We start from the raw sequence: 18,867 nt of genomic DNA, 5'->3' as shown, positions 1-18,867 counted from the left end.
AGCAGCCACTCCCCTCTCACTCTCTTATTCGAGGCGACTGGCGAGAGCTTCACGCGGCCTCCTGCTCCGCTCTCTCAGTCATCTTGTCGACAACGGGCTCCGGCAAGAATCCAAGGAGATAATCCGCAACCTTGCTGGCTTGTGAGGCAGCTCGCACGATCGCGCGATTGTCCTCGCGCAGCACCTCGAGCCAGGAGCCGATATAGTCGGCATGTCGCACCGTCGGTACGATACCAAGCGACGCGCAACTGAATGCAGCCGATATTTCTGCGATGAGTTCCTCGAAGGCGTACTTCCTGGTGCCGTAACCGCCAGACAAGTCGCGGCTGAGACGTGACCGATGGCCGCTGGCATGCGCCAGTTCATGCAAGGCGGTTCGATGCCAATTGATCGGCTCAAAATAGGCTTGTGGTGGCGGCACCTGCACATAGTCTTCTGCCGGCGCATAGAATGCGCGGTTGCCGCCAATGCGGAAGTTGATGCCGGTCGCCTTGATGAGATTTTCGACCTGCGGCTCAATCAGGCCTGGTGGCGGAGGCGGCGCCGTCGTCGCGATCTCCGAAGGCAGGTCGTCGCATTGATCAGTATTAAAGACAGTGAAGCGCTTGAGGAACGGGATGGCCTGCGCTTCATCGCTCGTTTCGCTCGCGCGCCGTTTTTCCTCAACCGGTACAAATCGATCGGCATAGACAACGGTCGTCCCGCGCTCGCCCTTGCGGACGTGACCACCGAGCGACAGCGCTTGGCGGAACGTAAGCCAACTCTGACCCGTGAATGAGTGTTCGGTGGCAGCACCCCAGAGGATCAGAACGTTGATGCCGCTGTATTGTCGACCGGTCGCCGCGCTTTTCGGCATGGCCAAAGACGCCTTCGCCGCGGTGCCCCAAGGCTGCACCCACGGCACTCGGCCAGCCTCAAGTTCACCGATGATCTTGTTGGTGATGTCGTCATAAAGGCTTGCCCGATCCGCACCGGCACGCTCTCGAGGATAGTGTCTGGACATCGCGGGTCTCCGCGACAGGCGCCGCGAGCCTCTCTCGCAGCCTGTAACCCGTCACGGCAAACCCCATTCAGCACTCTTGCTCTCAGCCTGTTGCGCGGAAGCGGCGACGCGTGACGCCCCGCCGCCCGCTCGCAAGTGAGAGAACGGGATAATCTGCGGATCGACCACCTTAGGTCCCATTTCTTCATGGGATGTGGCCTCGACTGCTTAGGGCCGCAGGCCCTGACCAGGCGTGCGCGCAGCGCATCGCCCCACTGAAATGGCACCCGGAGAGCGTGAGCATAGCGACCCGAAGGGGCACGCGGGTCTGAGTGCAGCGACGAGACCGGTTAACAGCGGCACCCGGGAACGGGGCAGTGATAGCGATCGCCGAAGGCGAGCCCCTTTCCCGAGTGCCCCCGGCGAGGAGCTCCGCAGTTTCTGCGCGAGGGATCGAAGCCGGATGGCCGAGACGCGAAGCGGCTCGGTTCACGAGAGCCCGGTGCGGCGAAGCCGCACGCGCGCAAGCGGAAGAATTCCGCCAAAAAGTTGAGAAGGACCTAAATTTCCTCGCGCGCATGCGTCTGCGCGTCATAGATCCTGATCTGAAGCATCGGAAAACGCTTCTTCAGTTCTTCTCCACCTGCCCTGGCGCCGTCTCTAGTTGCAAATTCGGCCTTGAGTCGGCCGTCCACTTCAAGCGCGTAACCAGAGGCCGGCAATTCACGGGTAGCAGCAACCATTTCATTCTCATTCTGCAGCGAGGTGGTGGGAATGATGAAGTAGCGTGAGTCGCCTAAACCGCGCTAGACTAGAGCCGCCCGCAAAAGTGCGGTGATCGTCCATCACACGTTGTCGATTGACGCCCTCGTGGAGGATCCCATCAAGGATGGGCATTTGCATCGTCCGAACAGGCAGACGGCTTTCCACCAGCGCGGATGCATGCACGATAGAGCCACGGCTCGACGTAGCTACCCTTCCAAAGTCCTTGGCCCACGCGCTCAGCCTCGCGCTGGGCTTCATGGTGTCTGCCCTTCGAGTATTGGGGCCACTCCAGCGCGAGACCGTTGCGCACAAGCCATTCCCCGAGATCCCCGCCTGCGACCGAACAGGTCGCGACCGTGCGGCCATATTGGTCGAGGCTGACCGGGACACAGTTTACGGGACGCTGGGTAATAAAGGCATCGAGTTCGTTCGCAGCCTTCGAACCACAGCGGTACTGTAAACTGTCCTCACCGCGACACAGCTGAGTGCTTTCCGGAGCATCCACACCCCAAAGGCGGATCCGCGTTCCGTGAACTTCCAGGGTGTCGCCGTCAATGACGCTGGCCTGGCCGACAAAGCTGTCGGCAAGGGCCGCGCATACCGTCTCTACCCAGGCACTCGGCGATTTCGACGGGCCCCGCCAAATAGGAGCGCGGCATTGCGGTTGCGACGCGCGCTCTCGAGGCCTATCACAATTTTTCGTTGAATTGTGTGTCCCTCCGTGATGAGCTACGCGAATATTACGATGGCCCGGGGGCCAATATGGATTTCACCATCACTTTATCTAATGACGACTGGGACCGCTCCAAGGGCGGATGGCGATGTCCGGCTCTGCAGATCCCCACAGTCAAGGTCAAAAACGTCTACGTCGATGGCACCGCAGTTGACGAGAAGCTTTACGATGTAAACACTGCCTTGCTCCTTATTAGATGGAGTCAACCGACCCACCCCCGCCAGGCTGCCGTCCATTTGCAGGTCGACAAAGCTCTTTCCACGGAGGAGCTAACTCAGCGGTGGAAGAAGCTGGCGATCGTCCTACCTGTGCTCGGCAGCGTCGCCGCGGCACTGATCACCGCCGTCTTCAAGGATACGCCGAAAACGCCGTCTGCTTCGCCCACGACAGGCAAGAAAGACATCGCCAAAATCTTCGAGCGGTCGAACGATTTTCTGGCGACCGGCGATAGGCAACAATTTCCTTCGCTTCTCAAGCAGGCCAAGAGAGAAGCGTGGTTTGTCGGCACGACCTTCTATATCTCCGTCGACCAATATCATGACGTGATCTTGAGCAAACTGGCTGCCGGAGTCGATCTCAATTTCCTCGTCCTGAGTCCGAACGGCGACGCAATCAGCAAAGTGGCACATCTATTAGGTGTCGCGGAAAAGGAGCTCGCCTCCGATTGTCTCACCGGCATCAGGATCTTAGGCAGAACAGTGGAAGAAGCGAAGGCGGCCCACTATCCCGGCACGCTACAAGTGAGGATCATCGACGAACCGGTGCAGACGCGTCTCTACTTCTTCGATCCTAAGGCGGATGAAGGCTACGTCTATTTTATTCCCCAGATGAATGGAACGAATTCGCAAACCCTACCGGGTTTCCTTGTTGAGAACTCGGTCGCGGATTATCACTCCACCTACTTTACAGGAGTATTGAGAATGTGGAACGACTCCGGCACGAAGTCACTGGAAGCTTGGACCGCGGCGCATCCAGAGCTGAAGTAGGTCGTTGCTTCTAATCTCGTCGAATCGACGCAGCGCTCGTCTCTAGATCTGCGAAGCGGCGATGACAAAGTTATTGAAGTTAGCGTGACCCACCTCGGTCCAACGCGGATCTTGCACACGATCGATGAGCATCCTCCGTAGAACTTTCCTCATGTAAGGCAAACCCCATCGATACTGCTCGGTGCGGCTCTGAGTCTTCAATTCACGAACCCGTCGCACCGCGCGCCGAACCAGGAATTCGACTGAACCCCGTCTTCCCGGTTGGAAGGGAGCGGCCCACGAGGGCGAAAGCTTAGCCCAATGCGAAAGGAGGTTCGGTAATCCGGGAAGTCCCGCGTGAAAGCTACCCAAGCCCAGATATTGCTCCAGAGTGACCACTTTATGAGTGAGGTTGGCCGGAATGAACATGGTTTGCCCCGGCCCGATGAATATCCAGCATGAAGATTTCATCGCGAGGAAGGCGTCCATATCGAAGGCCGCGCGATTGTACACCGCGCATCGCTCGACGTCTTCGAGACCGTGCTCGAAGCCTTCGAGCGTATCCCAAAGCAGCCATAGCTTAGTGCCAACAAAACTGTGGTTGCTTCCACTGTGATCGTCCGAGTGCGAGTCGGTAAACCCGCCGGCTGTGCTGATGACGAGAGAATCCTGAGACTCGTACCCATCGGTTCCGCGTGGAAGAAGATTGAAGTCGTTGAGACCCGACGTATCTATGCGCCGATCAAATCGTGTGCCGATGTAATGGAGGTCCGTGACTCCGAACCGAGACCGGGCTTTTCTCCATCTGTCGAGCACTATCGGGATCGGCGCATAGTTCACGGATTCGGACGTCCTGACGCGGGCGCGAGTGGAATTTGGGAAACCCGCTCGAAGCTCCCGCAGAAGACCGTCCGTACTCAGGCGACCGTGGTTGAAATAAGGACGTATCGCAAAATTTGAAAACAGAATCGGTTCGTTTGACGCCATCTTGTCAAAGAGCTTGGAGCGCGCAAACGTCGTTGGTCGAACGCGTTTTTCAGCCAAACGAACAAACGAGCGCGCCTCTATTCTAAGGGTGCGATCAAAACAAGCCGCACTTTTCCATACCCGATCGATCTCCAACGCTGCAAGATGGCTCTTTGCCGATAGACTGCCATAGTCGAAATGTTCCATCGTTTCCTCTGATCAAATGACCTGAAACGCGATATCTTAGACTTTCAACTTGCTGACGCGAGATCGACAAGCGCCGTGATCACCAGCGCTCGCTAAGTCGTACCGCAACCTTCACCGCGAGCCGGGCTGCCAGTTTTGCGACACCTCGTTGCTCGTTGTTCTCGACCGTTGTGTCCTGCTTCTGCTTCGCCTTGTCGCCTTCGGCGCGGTCCGAAATGCCTCGAATGTTGAGGTACGGTACGTGATGGCTCAGGCACACAATCCCCATGGCGTAACCCTCTTCTTCCACGGCAAGCCCGCCGGGAAATTCGTCAAGTATCCTTTTCTTCTCGGCCGCCGAGTCCTTGATACCGGTACCGCTCACTATCATGCCTTCGTAGAAGTATCTGAGTTCGTCCTTCATTTCGTTGGCTGCCTCGTGAGCAAGCCGGAATAGTTCAGGATCCGTCGGGATGACCATCCAAGTATCCCCATCAAACGGGACCTTGGCGTTTTCAATCTCCTCCCTCACTTTGTCGCGTATATGAAAGGGGGCCATGGACGTCGCGACGACCAGATCGCCCTTGTCAGGTCCTTTGAACTGCGCACCATCTCCTTTCTTTGCAGTCGATTTTCCGAGCGACCCGGCGACGCCGGACATGATGATCCATTTCGCGTTATGTTTTTCAATTAGAGTGCTGGTGGCGGTGGTCGCGGCGTTCAAGGACTTACCGACACAGATCGCGGCCCTGAATTTCTTGTGTTTGACGATCGTCGTCCCGCCCTTTTTCTCGATCGTGGCTCCGACGCTCTTCAATGCATCCTCAATCGCTTCGACCTCATGGTCGATCGCCACAATGAAACCGACGGTGTTGTTTCTTGCGTAACTAGCAAGGAGAGCGTCGATCATTCTGGCGATGTCAGCCTTCTCCTCCGCCTTCAAATGTGGCCAGAGGGCATCGAGCACATTCAGAGATCCCTTGACGACGTCGCCCATTAAGCCGTAGCCCAAAGGCCGACTGAGGGTCTGGGCCTTGTAGAGCAGCGTTAGTGCGTTCTCAATTGTGTCGGACTTATCGGCGGCGTAGGCCCCCTGCAGCACGCGGGCCAGGACGAATACGCGCTCGTCGTCTTCCATCGCATCTTTCGACCATGAAAAATCGGTCAGCCTCTCGACCTGCTCCTTCGCCTCTACGGGGAACAGAGCGACGACCTGGCCGTAGTGCCAAAGCAATTGCCGGGCGGGAATCTCGCGACCGCGATACTTCCCATCAACGACGGTCTCCAAGGCCTGCGCCTTTAGTTGCGCGAGAAGTTGTTGCATGCCACGCGTGTCGTCAGGACCCTTTCCTAGGACCCTGTACGCAAGTGCCGCCGTCGCAGGCCCATACCACTCGCGATCCGGATTGCCCACCGATAGGCCGCCAAGCGTACGTTTCTTTACGGCCTCGTGGAACGAGTCCATTTCGCGCGCGGCAGCCCGTTCCGCGCTCGGGGACGCGGAACGCACCTCCATGAACGCGTTGACGACCGACGCCCAGTCCCAATAGTCATCGCCGTAAAACGGCACACTTGGCTGACGTCCATTCAGAAGCTGGCGACAGGTCTCCTCGATATGAGGCTTCAGACGTTCGAGAACATCTGGCCGGTTCACATGTGGATCCGTCAAGCAGCGGTGAACTAACCGGATCGCGTGCGCATTCACGACATGCCAGAATCTAGCTGGCAGCTTCGGCGCCGAATGAAGATATTCGATTGCATCAAGGAGGCAGCGCCCAGCGAGCCCCTTGGGTGACTCCTCAGTGAACCAGTTTGTATCGGGGTCTTGTTGATCTTTGAGATTCGAAATCAGAACAAGGTCGGACTTTCGGGCAAACATGGCTGCACCTAATTCACTTTTTCTAATCGGTCGCGGATTACGTTTTCCAATCGCTCGAGACCCAGCTCGAGCGAGCTGGTTTCAGTGCCGTAGCCGAGGCGGAACCAAGCCGAGGATAGGCTCGGGCCAAAGCAACGGCCTCCGGGCGCAATAAGGATGCCCGCATCCAAAGAGGCCTTGAAAAGCATTTCCTCCGAGATCGGGCCATCTACCGCCACGCAGACGGTCGTGCCGCCCGATGGGGCTGAAATAGAAACCAATCCGCGCAATCTTCGCGCCCAATCGATGACTAGTCTTCGATTGGTTCTGACGAGCCCGGCTCGATCGAATCTGGCAAGGTCCTCGAAGACCGAACAACCGATTGCTACAGAAAAGGAATTCAAGGTCAGTGAAAGATATTGTTGCAGAGTCCTGTATCGCGCGAGGCGTTCTGGCCGTGCGGCGATCCAGCCGAGCCGCAATCCCGGTAGTCCGTGCGTCTTGGAAAGGCTTCCGAGGACCACCACGTCGCATCGAAGTTCGATTGCCGAAGGCATCTCGTCGGGAAATCGGAACACTTCGTCAACGATAAGGACTGCGCCGCGGGACGCGAGTATCTCGGCAATTCGCTCGAGATGCTCGTTGCAGATGACGTAGCCGCTTGGATTGTGAGGATTGTTCAGAATGAATGCGCTGCACTCGCTCGCAAGAGCGCACATATCATCAAGATCCGGTTGCCAATCATCGCCCGGTCGATAGTCATATTGCTTTGTCTTTATGCCGAGCAGTGAAGCCAGTCCCCGAAACGCCCCGTAACTCGGCGAGGGAAGCGCGAGCAGGCATTCCGGCGGGGAACACGATTTTGCAATTTCATGGATCGCGAGAGCGATGGCCTCGGCGGCACCTGACGTAGGCAGCAATCCGATACCAGCTGGCGGGGCGAGAGCGCGTTCGAGCGAGCCTAGCAGTCGCTTTGGGTTGGGATAGCCGAGCGAGCCGCCTGCGAGCTCGGCCAATACCTCCTTATCCAGTGCCGATGCGCTCCACGGTGCAGCGTCGCTGGAAGCTAGGTTTATAAGGCCTGTTTGATGTTCGTACTCGTCGAAGAAATCCTCAAGCTCGAAGCGGAGCATGACCCATTACCTTCGCGCGAAATCCAATTAACGTGCAGCAATTTTCTTTCACAACGGAAAATTGTACTCCGCGCGGTGGGCGTTTACAATGGCGGGGCTTCATGACTTAGCGTCGCCGTCATCGCTCGCCATGGGACCGGGAGTGGTTTAATTCACCTTGTAGTCCCGACGCCTACACGCAGGGGCGCTTTCGAACCTACACGGGATAGGCGGCGCTGAATGTGCAATCTCTATTCGATCACGACCAACCAGGCGGCGATCGCCGGTCTGTTCAGGCGCATGAACCAGTATGTCGGTAATCTCGCGCCAATGCCCGGTGTGTTTCCGGACTATCCCGCACCGGTGATCCGCAATGCCGGCGACGCCGAAGAGATGGTGCTGATGCGCTGGGCATGCCCCCCCGCCACCCAAGACCGGGGGGCCGTCGGTCACCAACATCCGCAATTCGTCCTCGCCGCATTGGCACGGCTGGCTGAAGCCGGAGAACCGCAGCCTCGTGCCGGCGAACAGCTTCGCCGAATACGCCCCAGAGCCAAATCCGGAGACCAAGAAGAAGGACGTCAGTTGGTTTGCGCTCGAGGAAAGCCGGCCGCTGTTCTGTTTCGCGGGGATCCGGACCGAGTTCAGGGGCGACCGCAGCACCAAGTCCAAGCCGATCCCCGGCCCCACCTCGTCTACGGCTTCCTGACGACCTCGCCCAATGCGGTCGTCGAGCCGATCCATCGGAAAGCGATGCCGGTGATCCTGACCACCGAGGAGGAGCGCGACATCTGGATGCGCGCTCCCTGGAATGAAGCGAAGGCGCCGCAGCGCCCCTTGCCTGACGACGCGTTGAAGATCGTCATGCGCGGCATGGACAAGGAAGACAAGATCGCCGCGTAGACGGCTTTTGCACAGGGCGGCGGAACAGGCGGAAAAAGCGCCTGCACCGGCGATTTTCCCCCGCCTGAAGGCTGCTTCCTCGTTCTCCTAACGTGATTCCTTAGACCTGCGCTCTTTCCTCGAGCGCCCCAGCCGGCTATCTCGCAGGTTCCTCCTTGGTGACCGGTTATTTCGACCCAGCTGTCAGTTGCGAGACGTACCCCAGCGAAGAGCTATCCACAGGCACCGATGCCTCGCCCGATCGGATCCGATAGAGTTCAACCAAGTGCGTACTGAGCGCGGCTTCATTTTCTAATCATGAACATGACCATGACTACCCCCCTAGCTCTGGCCGAAATGGCGGCCGCGCTCGAGCAATCGCCCGATTATCGGGTCTTGCGCCGGCTCGTTCCGCGGTCAGAATTCGCCGCGAGCAACGGCGAAGCAGCCAAGACTGCTCTCCTGCTGGATGTCGAGACGACTGGCCTCAATCCGACCTGCGATCAGATCATCGAGCTCGGAATGGTCAAGTTCGCCTATCTCCCGGACGGCCGGGTCACCCGAGTCCTCGATACCTTCGGCTGCTTCAACCAGCCATCGGTGCCCATCCCCGCGGAGGTTACGGCTCTCACCGGGATTACCGACGAGATGGTCGATGGGCACAGCCTTGACCCGGGTCGCGTTGCGGCCTTCGCGGCAGACGCCGTTGTCGTCATTGCCCACAATGCCGCTTTCGATCGCAAGTTCATGGAGCGTTACTGTCCGTCGTTTGAACATCAAGCGTGGGCGTGTTCGGTCAGTGAGATTGAATGGCGCAATCACGGCTTCGAAGGCTCGCGACTGCCGTATCTGCTGATGAAGGCGGGCCTGTTTCATGAGGCTCATCGCGCCGTCGATGACTGCCTCGCGCTCCTCGAGATCCTGGCCTTGCAGCTCCCCCATCACAATCGGACTGTTCTTTCCGCTCTGCTGGAGCGCGCGCGGCGCAAGACCATCAGGATCTGGGCCGAACAGTCGCCGTTCGAGCTGAAGGATGAACTCAAGCGACGCGGATATCGCTGGAGTGACGGTACCGATGGACGGCCGAAGTCCTGGTACATCGATGTCGACGAAAGCGATCAAGACGCGGAAATCGAGTTCTTGCAAAAGTTGATCTATCAGCGGGAACTGGAACTGCGCATTCAGAGCTTGACTGCATTCAACCGCTTTTCCGTCAGGGTCTAGAAGAGCGCGGTGCGCCCGCTGCAAAAATCTCGGCGAAATCTGCAGCAGGGCAGTTGAAGATGACCGGGGACAAAACGCCGGATCAAACACCTGCGCTTTGCCATTTCATCCAAAGGCGACGCTCGTTGTTCGGTCAGAGGCGCCCACCATCGTCGGGATCCCGATTTCGATGGATGTCCGAACGATCCACTCTTCGTGTATGTGTTGGGGCGACATTCCAAGTGCGAAGAGATCTGATCGCCAAATCGGCTTTCTTCAACAATTGGCGCAGCGGTGGGCACTCGGGATAGTATCGGACGAGTGTAGCCTTAACCTCATCAAGGTTCACAATGTGCCGATCCCAGCTTGGGGGTACCGCAGCGAGTGCGTCCTCTTCAGGAAGCTCGTGATAGTAGAGATCGAAAAACACGTCGTCCGAAAGCTCATCGCGTTTATATTCGCACTGGACCCAGTTATCGAGCTCGCAGCGGATCGCGTCGACGCGTCGGTGAACGCCAGCGCGTGCCCTTGTCCCGATCAGGATCGACTTGAGCAGTCGTCCGACCAATTTGTGTCCCTCAATCGGCATGCGGGACTTCGGCCGGCGCCGCGCGCCCGAAAGAACCATGCTATATGCAACAGAGTTGTTGGAGCCGCGCCGCTCGCCAGCCATCTTGACCTCGGGCACCTTTGCCTCGATCTCCGCCAACTGACCCGGACTGACAAAAGCGGGCACGATCGGCCTCGACTCTCCATCCCAGGCCGACGCCACGATGGGAGCCGGTGCCTCCGCCAACCGCGAGATCATTTGCTCCAGCAAATACCCCTTGGACATATCGGCCAAAAGAAAGAGCGATGTCCCGCCGTCAGGCCGATACATTCCCTTCCAAGGCGAAACCGCGACCGCCCAACCAAGTCGCTCAGCCCATGCATGCTGCTCGGGACTAACGCTGCTGCGGGCGTAAGGCTCATTTGTGCGGATAAAGGTCTTTGCTGCGGGATCGAACCACGCTGCGTCGTGGTCCGAGCCCGGCATCCGATTCTGGAATTGCCCTCGCGGGAAAGATCGCTTCGCTTTTGACGGAACGAGTCTGGTCGCCTCAATAAACTGAATGGTCCTGGCAGCCTCGCACGCGGCCTCCCGCGCCGCCTTCTGCGACGACGCTGTGTACGTGTCTCCAAGATGATCAGGACCTTCGCGGCGCATCGTACCCAGCCCCCGCGATGCCTTGTATTGCGCCGGCTTAAGAAGCGCGTCGAGGATCTTGCCGAGGGGCATTTTCAGGATCTCGCAGCCCGTTGCCTTGGTCATACGATCCCGCCAAGAAACGGATATGTACAGCACGGGCGATGCCCCAGGGGCTGCAAGGCCGCCCGCAAGCTTGCGCAGCGCATGCTTATAGTTTTCGAAGCCGGCCGCCTTTGATGCCTTGTCCAAGGCGACGGCATGCTGAATGCCATCAGACTTCTTGAATCGCTTGGCGAGTTGTTTGATGCCCTCGATAGAGGACGGACGAATATGATCGTTCGACACGTCAGGTCTCCCGGCCCTTAGCGAAGCGTCGCCCGTCAACCACTTCTCGAGCCCGACATGACATGGCGGGAACGATTGATCTGGACAGCGCCTCAACGGCTTCGCTACGACGGGCGGCAGGCTCCTGCCGGGAGCCGACTCGAAACATACCACGACCGAGACGTTCGCGAAAGGATACCGCAGGATACGGGGAAACTTCGGGTTGCCGCTACTTTATTACCTCTTTGGAGTGACCCGAGATCGTGGCAGTGTCGAACCAATGGGCAGGTTGTGCAGCATGGCCTGGGGGAATGAATGCGCATCGTCTACTTGGAAGTAGAAAATTTCCGCGGCATCAAAACGTTGAAATGGGCACCCTCCCCCGGCATGAATTGTCTCATTGGCCCCGGGGATTCGACCAAGACCACCGTGCTGGACGCGATCGAGCTGTGCCTCAATCCCAGGTCCTACATTTTTGCCGACGACTGCGATTTCTTCGATCTCGACATTAAGGCGCCGATCCGGATCACCGTAACACTTTCTGACCTGCCACCGCAGCTCAAGGCCGAAGATCGATATGGGCTCCACCTCCGCGGCTGGGATGTCTCGGCCAAAAAAATCATCGATGAGCCGGGACCAGGCTTGGAGGAAGTGCTCTCGATCAACGTCGTCATCGATCAGACCCTAGAGGCTCGGTGGTCGATACATAATGACAGGATCGACGCGCTCGACAGCGATCCGCCGACGATCCGGTTCAAGGACGCCAAGCAGCTTGCGACGAACCGCCTCGGCCCCTACGCGGAGAGACATCTGGGTTGGGGGCGGACCTCCGTGCTGACTCGCATCGGCGAGGTGGGCGATGGCTTCAGCCTGCAACTCGCTGAAGCGGCCCGCGCCGCCCGTTCCTCGTTCAAAGCCGGCGACCGAAATGTCTTCAAGAGCGCAGTCGATCGAGCGGAGGAGCTGAGCAAGCTCTTCGCAGTGCCTGTGCGGGGCAAGTTTACGGCGGAGCTCGACGTACAGGGTGTCAGCATCACTTCAGGCGGCATCTCACTTCATGATGGCGATCTGCCATTGCGCAGGCTCGGCACAGGCTCCGCACGTCTTCTTGTGTCGGCTCTCCAGCACGACGCCGGTCCCCCGCATGTTGCGATCATTGATGAGATCGAGCACGGCCTCGAGCCGCATCGTATCGCTCGCCTACTAAGATATCTCAAGGCGCCCAAAGCCGCCGCCGACGCGGCTCAGCCGCAGATATTTGCAACCACACATTCCCCGGTCGTGATCCGCGAGCTTACTGCGGCCGATATCTTTTCAGTCCGGTCAGATGTCGGCATCATCACCGTCAAGTCCATCTCTGCTCTTGCAAGGGACTCCGACACTGCACAACGCCATCTCAGAGGAAACCCCGAGGCCTTTCTCGCCCGGAAAATACTGGTTGGGGAAGGCCGCACCGAACAGGGGCTTGCCCGCGGCCTGGACGAATGGTGGCAGACGTCCGGCAATGACTCATTTGCCTTGCAAGCTACTGTCGCAATCGACGGGGGAGGTAAGGACAAAGCACCCCTTATCGCCGAACATTTACGTGACCTTGGCTATGAGGTCTGGCTTCTCCTGGATTCCGACGAAGAACCGAATCAGACAGATCTGGAGCGCGCCAAGGGGAAAGGCGCAGTTGTTCACCAATGGCCTGACAAGTGCTCGACGGAAGAACGCCTGTTTCTCGACCTCCCCTGGGCTTGTATACGCTCGATGATCGCACTCGCCATTGAATTCAGCAGCGTCGAGAGCGTCAGGGCCGTGATTGACAACGCTCTGTCGGCAGTTGGGCTCCCCACTGCCACGGCAGCTAAACTCGGCAATGACCGCGATACCGTGCAAGTCCGACGTATCCTCGGCAAGCTCGCGAACGACAAGAAGTGGTTCAAAACAATCGAGCGCGGCGAACGGCTGGCCGCGCTCATCGGACCTCATCTTAGCGCTGTTCCCGACAAACCTCTCAGCGCAGGTGTTGCCGCCATGAGGAAGTGGATCGATGGCAAATGATGACGATATTGCCCGGCTCGCTGTTAGCATCCGCCGTGGCAGCATTGTCGCCGCAGCCGGGTGCGGAAAAACGGAACAGATCGCACTTGCAGTCGGAATCTCCGATGGGCGCCGGCTGATCCTCACGCACACACATGCCGGCGTCGATGCCTTGACCAGACGCCTGCGTAAGCACCGAGTTCCGACCGCAAAGTACCGCATCGACACCATCGCCGGATGGTGTTTGCGATTTGCGGCATCCTTTCCACAACGCTCGGGGTTCGCTGGGGTTGTTCCGACAACCAGCGCCCACTGGGACGATGTCTATCATGCCGGCGCGCGCCTGCTCGATAGCGGCGCTGTCGATGGCGTCCTGCTCGCATCCTATAGAGGATGCTTCGTCGACGAATATCAAGACTGCACCAAACAGCAGCATCAAGTTGTCTCACGGCTCGCCAAACTTCTGCCGACTTGCGTGTTCGGCGATCCATTACAAGCGATCTTCGATTTCGGAGATCAGCAACCGGTCGACTGGGATAGCGATGTATTTCCCCTGTTTGAACGTTCGGCCGAGCTTCTGACGCCGTGGCGCTGGAAGAACGCAGAAAATCTGGAATTGGCCGAGTGGCTGCAGGGCGTCCGTATCGCGCTTGAGAACGGCAATGATCTCGACCTGGGATCAAGACCACGATGTGTAACTTGGACCTCCCTGCCCTTGCCACCTCAACACCGTCAGAGAACCATCGTCGGGGAATGCCTCGCTTCCATGCGCGACCCCGTGCAAGGCAGCCTGATCGTCATTGGCGACAGCACAAGCGAGAACCGGCGTGCCGCACTGGCACAAAAACTTGCCAAGCAGGGTTTTGGCAGCGTCGAAGCAATCGGTTGCAAGACCCTCTATGCCGCCGCCAAGAGGATCGATCGGGCGACCGGGTTGGCACGAGCAAGAGAAATCGTCGACTTCGCGTCAAAATGCCTGACCGGCCTCGAAAGAGCGGAGCTCCTCAAAGCGCTCGGAGCCCGTCAGCAGGGTCGACGCCTGGGACTGGCCAAGTTCGGTTCGCTCTTCCCGCTCACCGACGCCGTGATCTACAGCGGTTCGGAATCGAGTATTCTCGCCCTTCTACAAGCTCTCCACGACAGACCCGGCGTCTACTTGTATCGTCGTGAGATGTTCTATGCGATGCGATCCGCCCTGCAATTGAAGGCGACACGTCAACTTGACACGCTGAGCGTTTCGATCTGGGAAGTTCAAAATCGGATGCGGCATGCGGGACGCCGCCTCGGCAACCGAAGCATCGGCAGCACGCTGCTGGTGAAGGGCCTAGAGTTCGAACGCGCGATCATCATCGCAGAGGACACGATGACGAGAAAGGATTGGTACGTCGCACTGACCCGGGCGACAATGAACATTCGGATCACATCCCCGACGGAGCGATTCTTGCCGTTACGGGACCAAATCGAACATGGCCGCGCTCTATAACCAAGTCGGCGACCGAGGAATATCTATCGATGTGCGTTTTGCAGGTAGGTTGAGCCTCGTCCCGTACGCGCTTAGCGATGGCAGAGCCATCACGACGGCTGCCCCTCCGTCTGGGCAGCGGCGATGGATTGGAACGCTTCATGGATGTCACGAGATCGCCGCGGAAAAAAGGCTCTCATTTCTCCGTCTTCCAGCGGATATTTCTTCAAATTGAAGGTCCCGTAGAGTTCGCGCATTTCATAGAATCGAACGGGACGTCGCCTGCCATCCAACGCTGTGACGATAGCGTACTTTACAGCTTCCTTGCAGCGCATTCCGAAGATGACCTCTTCGAGCTCCAGTGGGGAACGCTGCACCCCGCGCCGCCCAATCAAACGCCATTCTTGCTCGTATCGCCAACTCGCTGCCTTCCGCAACAGAACGGCTTCGTCAACCTGACGACGAGCGTCCTTGTCGCCGTCGAGCATCGCTAGGACCTTGCTGGCATCGACGAGCCGCGTGCCGCCGTACTTAACCTGATGGAGATCGTCGAGCACATCAGACGGCACCGAGTAACCGATGCAGACACCGTGATGCTGATCGCCATAGTGGCTCCACATCAACGGGCAGGTGGCGCGCTGCCCCAAGGATACAATGCCCTTGTCGTATTGCAGCAACAGTTCCTTCTCCAGATCGCTGCCAAGCAGTAACTGAAGAGGGTCGTCTACTTCGTAGCTGGGATCGGTAGCATAGAAGCTGATTTCCGAAATGACTTTATCGGCTCGTTGTCGGCTCAGTCGATCGATGTGACCCAGGGCTTCCGGACCCTGGTACCCGATTGTCTGAGCCGCGGCTTTCATCTCCGCACTCACGCGTCGTTCGAGGAGTTGCCGTAGTGCGCGTTCCAGATCCGAAGCCGGAAGGTCAATGTTGAGCGAGGGTCGAGAGTCGAGCGGATCATTGAACGTGCTCGGATCGGCATAGAAGAGATTATCCGCGATGATCATATCGAGTGTGAGATTGTTGAACGCGCGGTATTTGAACAGCCGCCTCGGAATGTTTCGTTTTTCTGCCATGGCTCCCCCTTGAGCAGCGATTCGTGTTTGCCGGTTTTGGGCTACGAATCGGATGAGTGGCAACACGGTGCACCGCTGCAGGAGGTTTCGGCGTAGAGCAGCGAAAACGGCGGCACATCGTTCTTTGGCAGCCCAAGTCTTTGATCTTTACAGATCTTTGGCTCCTGCCCGCCGCAAGCTGATGGAAAAAGGGACACCAAACTTGACACAGGATGCCAAAAGGGGTGATTTACTTGGCGCGAGTCGGGGACGAGGAAGCCGTACCAATCATGCAAACCAAGACCTTTCAGCAACGCCTGGATACTGCTTTTCCCTACGACAGCTACGCAAACACGCTCCGGGCCCTGCGCGAAGGCATCGCCGCCGGCGACGACGTGATCAAAGGCACCCCGATGTTCTCGTCAAAGGTAGGCGACGACATGCGCGGTCTGATCCGCCGCGCCGGCATTCTGATGCGTTTCGAGGAGATGTGCAAAGCCGGCGACCTCCCATTTAAGTGCACGCTGACGCCGATGCCTCGCGGCACCTGGCACTGGCTCGACATCTACAGCGGCGACTGCCACGGGCACATCGTCCGCACCGAGGACCCGACCAAGTTTCCGGAAGACACGCCAAACCGTCAGGACGCGAGGGCGTCGAATATGCCGAATTTCTTCGAGACCGAGGAGGAGCGGATCATCCGCCTGGCACCGCCGAAGCTCTACACATGGCTGACGTACCGCGCGGCGCCGGACGGCCGGTTGTCGCACGCACTCTGGCAATCGCCGTCAGCGAATGCTGACGAGTGGCTCGCCCGTATCAACCTGATGGCCGTGGTGATTCAGAAGAAGTCGGAGGACACAAAACGGCCCGCGGCGGTCGACCCGAAATCCAAGATGAAGCTTAAGGACAACGTGGTCTCGATAATCGAAAAGAAAAAGAGCGACGACACCAAGCGTTGAAGGCGTGCCCATGTCTGCGAGGATCATTCCCGAGAGGATTCGGGAGGCGCGCGAGTCCGTCGGCATGACCGACGAGCAGTTCGCCGACGCGATCGGCGTGAGCCGCCAGTCCGTTGGCACCTATGAGACTGGCGCCTTCGCACCGCGCGGCGACGTGTTCAGCAAGATCATCGCCATCACCCGGCAGCCACCGGGTTTCTTCATAACGCCGCGCAAACACACCGCCGAGCGCTTCCTGACGCCGACGTGGCGCAGCCTGAAGCGCATGCAGCGGCCCGACCGCCTGCGGATCGGCCGTCGGCTGGAATGGGCGTTCTACATCGCGGAGTCCCTCGCGGAATACGTCGAGCTGCCGCCAGTGCACTTGCCCGCCATCGAGTTCGACTACGAACGCGATGGCAACGAGCGGATCGAGGAGATCGCCGATCAAATGCGCGAGTTCTGGAACGTCGGCTTCGGTCCGATCACCGATCTGGCTCCGCTGCTCGAATACCACGGCGTCATCGTGATCGAGGAGCCGGTGCGCTGCGAGGACATGGATGCCGTCTCCCGCTGGCAGGGTGGAAGACCATACGTGCTCTACGCCGCCGACCAAGAGAGTAACTCGCGCAAACTCTTCAACATGGCACACGAGCTCGGCCACCTCGTCCTGCACAACGCTGTCGAGGTAAACAGTCGCAACCTGGACCGGCTTGAGAACCAGGCCAACCGGTTCGCCGGTGCCTTGCTCCTGCCGCGCCGAACGTTCGCGCGGGAAATCGCGAATACCACCATCGACTACTTCCTATCCCTCAAGGGCCGATGGCGCGTGGCGGTGGCGGCTATGATCTACCGATGCAAGGATCTCGGGATACTGAACCCGGACCAGGTCAAGTACATGTGGAAGCAAATGAACGCCCGCGGCATCCGCAAGCGAGAACCGCTCGACAACGCTTTTGCGCTGTCGAAGCCGACGGTTCTCGGCTCGGCCGCGCGGATGCTGATCGAAAACAATATCAAGCTGCCCACTGAGATCGCAGAAGATGTGCTCCTCAATGCGAGCGATGTAGAGTCGCTCTGCTCGCTACCTGCCGGCAGCCTGCAGAACAAGGTGCTGTCGTTCCCAACGTTGCGGCAGGTTTAGATCCCTACCGACCGCAAATCCGCCGCTGTTGTCGGAAGCTGCCCCTCGGGCAGCTTCGTGCGGGCCACGGCCGTGCGGCCGCATTGCCGGGCGGGCCGCTCACTCATGGTGAGCAGTTGCGGGAGGATCGTTGGCAATATCGCTGCCGCGCCCTACTATGCGACTCACTATGAGTGAGCCGCGCGACCATCATTTTATTCCTGCGTTCTATTTATCCCAGTGGACCGGCGCCAACGGCAAGCTGATTGAGTACAGCCTGAAGAACGGCAAGCTCATCGCGAAGCCTGTCGGGCCGCGGGCAACCGGGTTCGAGACCGATCTCTACGAGTTTGCCGATCTGCCACCGGAGCAGCGCCAGTACCTTGAAACGGTGTTTTTCAACTACTTGGACCGCACGGCGGCCGACGCCCTCGATATTCATATCGGAAACGGCTTGCCGTGGACCAATGAACTCATAAACGCGTGGTCGCGCTTCGTCTTCGGGGTGCACTTCCGGCATCCGCACGCGATGCCTGAGCTGCGCGCCGCAGCTAAAGCAATTTGGGACGGAAGCGGCGCCGCGTTCCAGTCTGAGTGGGAAAAAATCAAGCCGCCAGAAGCGCCGGCAACCTTCGACGAATATCTTGCTACTGTCGACCCGTTCACCGCGGCGAAGATGCGCGTCAATCTCATCATCAAGAACTTCGACAATGAAACGCTCATCACGCATATGAACAAAATGCAGTGGGCAGTCATCGATGCTTCGGGGTCGCCGAGGCGTTTCGTCACGTCCGACCGACCAGTCTGCATTCACAATCTTGGTGGGCCTGACGGGGTGATATTCATTCCGATTGGCCCGACCAAGCTATTTCTTGCCGCAAACCAGCAGAACTCCATTGCGTTGGTAGGTGCCCAGAAGCCACCTGATCTGGTCGATCGCGTAAACGAGTTTGTCACCGGGCGCGCAAGGCGGTTCGTATGGGCCGGCGACCAGTCGCAAGAGGCATTTGTCCGAGCCAAGATGTCGACCGAGATGGAGCCGTTGCCGCTCTTCCCTAACATCGGCAAGTATCCAACCGTGGATTGAATACAGTCG

General features: G+C 58.6%; 15 protein-coding genes and 1 pseudogene. 8 read left to right on the top strand and 8 right to left on the bottom strand.

Annotated features, from left to right (window positions below; all coding sequences use genetic code 11):
• Positions 1-49 precede the first annotated feature (49 nt).
• The 3 genes from NLM27_RS39955 to NLM27_RS39945 all read right to left on the bottom strand — a co-directional run bounded on the left by NLM27_RS39955 (position 50) and on the right by NLM27_RS39945 (position 2,393).
• The gene (locus NLM27_RS39955) at positions 50-1,003 is read right to left on the bottom strand and encodes an ArdC family protein (protein ID WP_254148484.1); all 954 of its coding nucleotides are present in this window, start codon (positions 1,001-1,003) and stop codon (positions 50-52) included.
• Positions 1,004-1,542: 539 nt separating this feature from the next.
• On the bottom strand, positions 1,543-1,725 hold the full coding sequence (locus NLM27_RS39950) for a hypothetical protein (RefSeq protein WP_247438947.1): 183 nt from the start codon (positions 1,723-1,725) through the stop codon (positions 1,543-1,545).
• Positions 1,726-1,865: 140 nt separating this feature from the next.
• Positions 1,866-2,393 carry a thermonuclease family protein gene (locus tag NLM27_RS39945; protein ID WP_375142335.1) on the bottom strand — a complete coding sequence of 176 codons (528 nt, stop codon included), beginning with the start codon at positions 2,391-2,393 and terminating at the stop codon, positions 1,866-1,868.
• A gap of 116 nt (positions 2,394-2,509) precedes the next feature.
• On the opposite strand from NLM27_RS39945, the gene NLM27_RS39940 reads away from it, so the two are divergent.
• Positions 2,510-3,466 (top strand): hypothetical protein, encoded by a 957-nt coding sequence (locus NLM27_RS39940; protein ID WP_254148483.1) that lies wholly within the window; start codon positions 2,510-2,512, stop codon positions 3,464-3,466.
• Between the two features lie 42 nt (positions 3,467-3,508).
• Here the strand turns inward: NLM27_RS39940 and NLM27_RS39935 are convergent, their stop codons facing one another.
• From NLM27_RS39935 to NLM27_RS39925, 3 genes are all read right to left on the bottom strand, one after another.
• Positions 3,509-4,618, bottom strand: a complete 1,110-nt coding sequence (locus NLM27_RS39935) for a hypothetical protein (protein ID WP_254148482.1) — start codon at positions 4,616-4,618, stop codon at positions 3,509-3,511.
• Positions 4,619-4,697: 79 nt separating this feature from the next.
• Entirely contained in the window at positions 4,698-6,476 is a 1,779-nt protein-coding gene (locus NLM27_RS39930) for a 5'-methylthioadenosine/S-adenosylhomocysteine nucleosidase (RefSeq protein ID WP_254148481.1), read from the bottom strand.
• Positions 6,477-6,484: 8 nt separating this feature from the next.
• Positions 6,485-7,588, bottom strand: a complete 1,104-nt coding sequence (locus tag NLM27_RS39925) for a pyridoxal phosphate-dependent aminotransferase (protein WP_254148480.1) — start codon at positions 7,586-7,588, stop codon at positions 6,485-6,487.
• 219 nt (positions 7,589-7,807) lie between these two features.
• Between NLM27_RS39925 and NLM27_RS39920 the strand changes: the two are divergent.
• Both NLM27_RS39920 and NLM27_RS39915 read left to right on the top strand, forming a co-directional pair.
• Positions 7,808-8,470 (top strand): annotated as a pseudogene (locus NLM27_RS39920) (SOS response-associated peptidase).
• Between the two features lie 309 nt (positions 8,471-8,779).
• Positions 8,780-9,673: a 3'-5' exonuclease gene (locus NLM27_RS39915; protein WP_375142334.1), complete on the top strand. Its 894-nt coding sequence runs from the start codon at positions 8,780-8,782 to the stop codon at positions 9,671-9,673.
• A gap of 133 nt (positions 9,674-9,806) precedes the next feature.
• Here NLM27_RS39915 and NLM27_RS39910 read toward each other — a convergent pair whose 3' ends face one another.
• On the bottom strand, positions 9,807-11,186 hold the full coding sequence (locus NLM27_RS39910; RefSeq protein WP_254148478.1) for a DUF5623 domain-containing protein: 1,380 nt from the start codon (positions 11,184-11,186) through the stop codon (positions 9,807-9,809).
• A gap of 294 nt (positions 11,187-11,480) precedes the next feature.
• Between NLM27_RS39910 and NLM27_RS39905 the strand changes: the two genes are divergently transcribed.
• Positions 11,481-13,211, top strand: coding sequence for an ATP-dependent endonuclease (locus tag NLM27_RS39905; RefSeq protein WP_254148477.1), 1,731 nt, complete (start codon positions 11,481-11,483; stop codon positions 13,209-13,211).
• Positions 13,201-14,673, top strand: coding sequence for a UvrD-helicase domain-containing protein (locus NLM27_RS39900; protein WP_254148476.1), 1,473 nt, complete (start codon positions 13,201-13,203; stop codon positions 14,671-14,673). The genes NLM27_RS39905 and NLM27_RS39900 overlap by 11 nt, the downstream gene beginning before the upstream one ends.
• An 89-nt stretch (positions 14,674-14,762) precedes the next feature.
• Here the strand turns inward: NLM27_RS39900 and NLM27_RS39895 are convergent, their stop codons facing one another.
• Positions 14,763-15,728 (bottom strand): DUF2971 domain-containing protein, encoded by a 966-nt coding sequence (locus NLM27_RS39895; RefSeq protein WP_254148475.1) that lies wholly within the window; start codon positions 15,726-15,728, stop codon positions 14,763-14,765.
• Between the two features lie 269 nt (positions 15,729-15,997).
• Here NLM27_RS39895 and NLM27_RS39890 point away from each other — a divergent pair, with 269 nt between their 5' ends.
• From NLM27_RS39890 to NLM27_RS39880, 3 genes are all read left to right on the top strand, one after another.
• Positions 15,998-16,669, top strand: a complete 672-nt coding sequence (locus tag NLM27_RS39890) for a hypothetical protein (protein ID WP_254148474.1) — start codon at positions 15,998-16,000, stop codon at positions 16,667-16,669.
• Between the two features lie 10 nt (positions 16,670-16,679).
• Complete coding sequence (locus NLM27_RS39885) at positions 16,680-17,792, top strand: XRE family transcriptional regulator (RefSeq protein ID WP_256570069.1); 1,113 nt, start codon at positions 16,680-16,682, stop codon at positions 17,790-17,792.
• Between the two features lie 169 nt (positions 17,793-17,961).
• A complete protein-coding gene (locus NLM27_RS39880; protein ID WP_254148472.1) occupies positions 17,962-18,858 on the top strand; it encodes a DUF4238 domain-containing protein in 897 nt (298 codons plus the stop codon).
• Positions 18,859-18,867: the final 9 nt, after the last annotated feature.

This window comes from Bradyrhizobium sp. CCGB12 (genome assembly GCF_024199845.1).
Lineage (GTDB): Bacteria > Pseudomonadota > Alphaproteobacteria > Rhizobiales > Xanthobacteraceae > Bradyrhizobium.
Note: the sequence above shows the minus strand (reverse complement) of the source record. Positions and strands in the feature narration are given on the sequence as shown.

Excerpts from the sequence above, each read along its gene's own strand:
- NLM27_RS39955 (WP_254148484.1), bottom strand. The coding sequence starts at position 1,003 with ATGTCCAGACACTATCCTCGAGAGCGTGCCGGTGCGGATCGGGCAAGC.
- NLM27_RS39950 (WP_247438947.1), bottom strand. The coding sequence starts at position 1,725 with ATGGTTGCTGCTACCCGTGAATTGCCGGCCTCTGGTTACGCGCTTGAA.
- NLM27_RS39940 (WP_254148483.1), top strand. The coding sequence starts at position 2,510 with ATGGATTTCACCATCACTTTATCTAATGACGACTGGGACCGCTCCAAG.
- NLM27_RS39935 (WP_254148482.1), bottom strand. The coding sequence starts at position 4,618 with ATGGAACATTTCGACTATGGCAGTCTATCGGCAAAGAGCCATCTTGCA.
- NLM27_RS39930 (WP_254148481.1), bottom strand. The coding sequence starts at position 6,476 with ATGTTTGCCCGAAAGTCCGACCTTGTTCTGATTTCGAATCTCAAAGAT.
- NLM27_RS39925 (WP_254148480.1), bottom strand. The coding sequence starts at position 7,588 with ATGCTCCGCTTCGAGCTTGAGGATTTCTTCGACGAGTACGAACATCAA.
- NLM27_RS39915 (WP_375142334.1), top strand. The coding sequence starts at position 8,780 with ATGACTACCCCCCTAGCTCTGGCCGAAATGGCGGCCGCGCTCGAGCAA.
- NLM27_RS39905 (WP_254148477.1), top strand. The coding sequence starts at position 11,481 with ATGCGCATCGTCTACTTGGAAGTAGAAAATTTCCGCGGCATCAAAACG.
- NLM27_RS39900 (WP_254148476.1), top strand. The coding sequence starts at position 13,201 with ATGGCAAATGATGACGATATTGCCCGGCTCGCTGTTAGCATCCGCCGT.
- NLM27_RS39895 (WP_254148475.1), bottom strand. The coding sequence starts at position 15,728 with ATGGCAGAAAAACGAAACATTCCGAGGCGGCTGTTCAAATACCGCGCG.
- NLM27_RS39890 (WP_254148474.1), top strand. The coding sequence starts at position 15,998 with ATGCAAACCAAGACCTTTCAGCAACGCCTGGATACTGCTTTTCCCTAC.
- NLM27_RS39885 (WP_256570069.1), top strand. The coding sequence starts at position 16,680 with ATGTCTGCGAGGATCATTCCCGAGAGGATTCGGGAGGCGCGCGAGTCC.
- NLM27_RS39880 (WP_254148472.1), top strand. The coding sequence starts at position 17,962 with ATGAGTGAGCCGCGCGACCATCATTTTATTCCTGCGTTCTATTTATCC.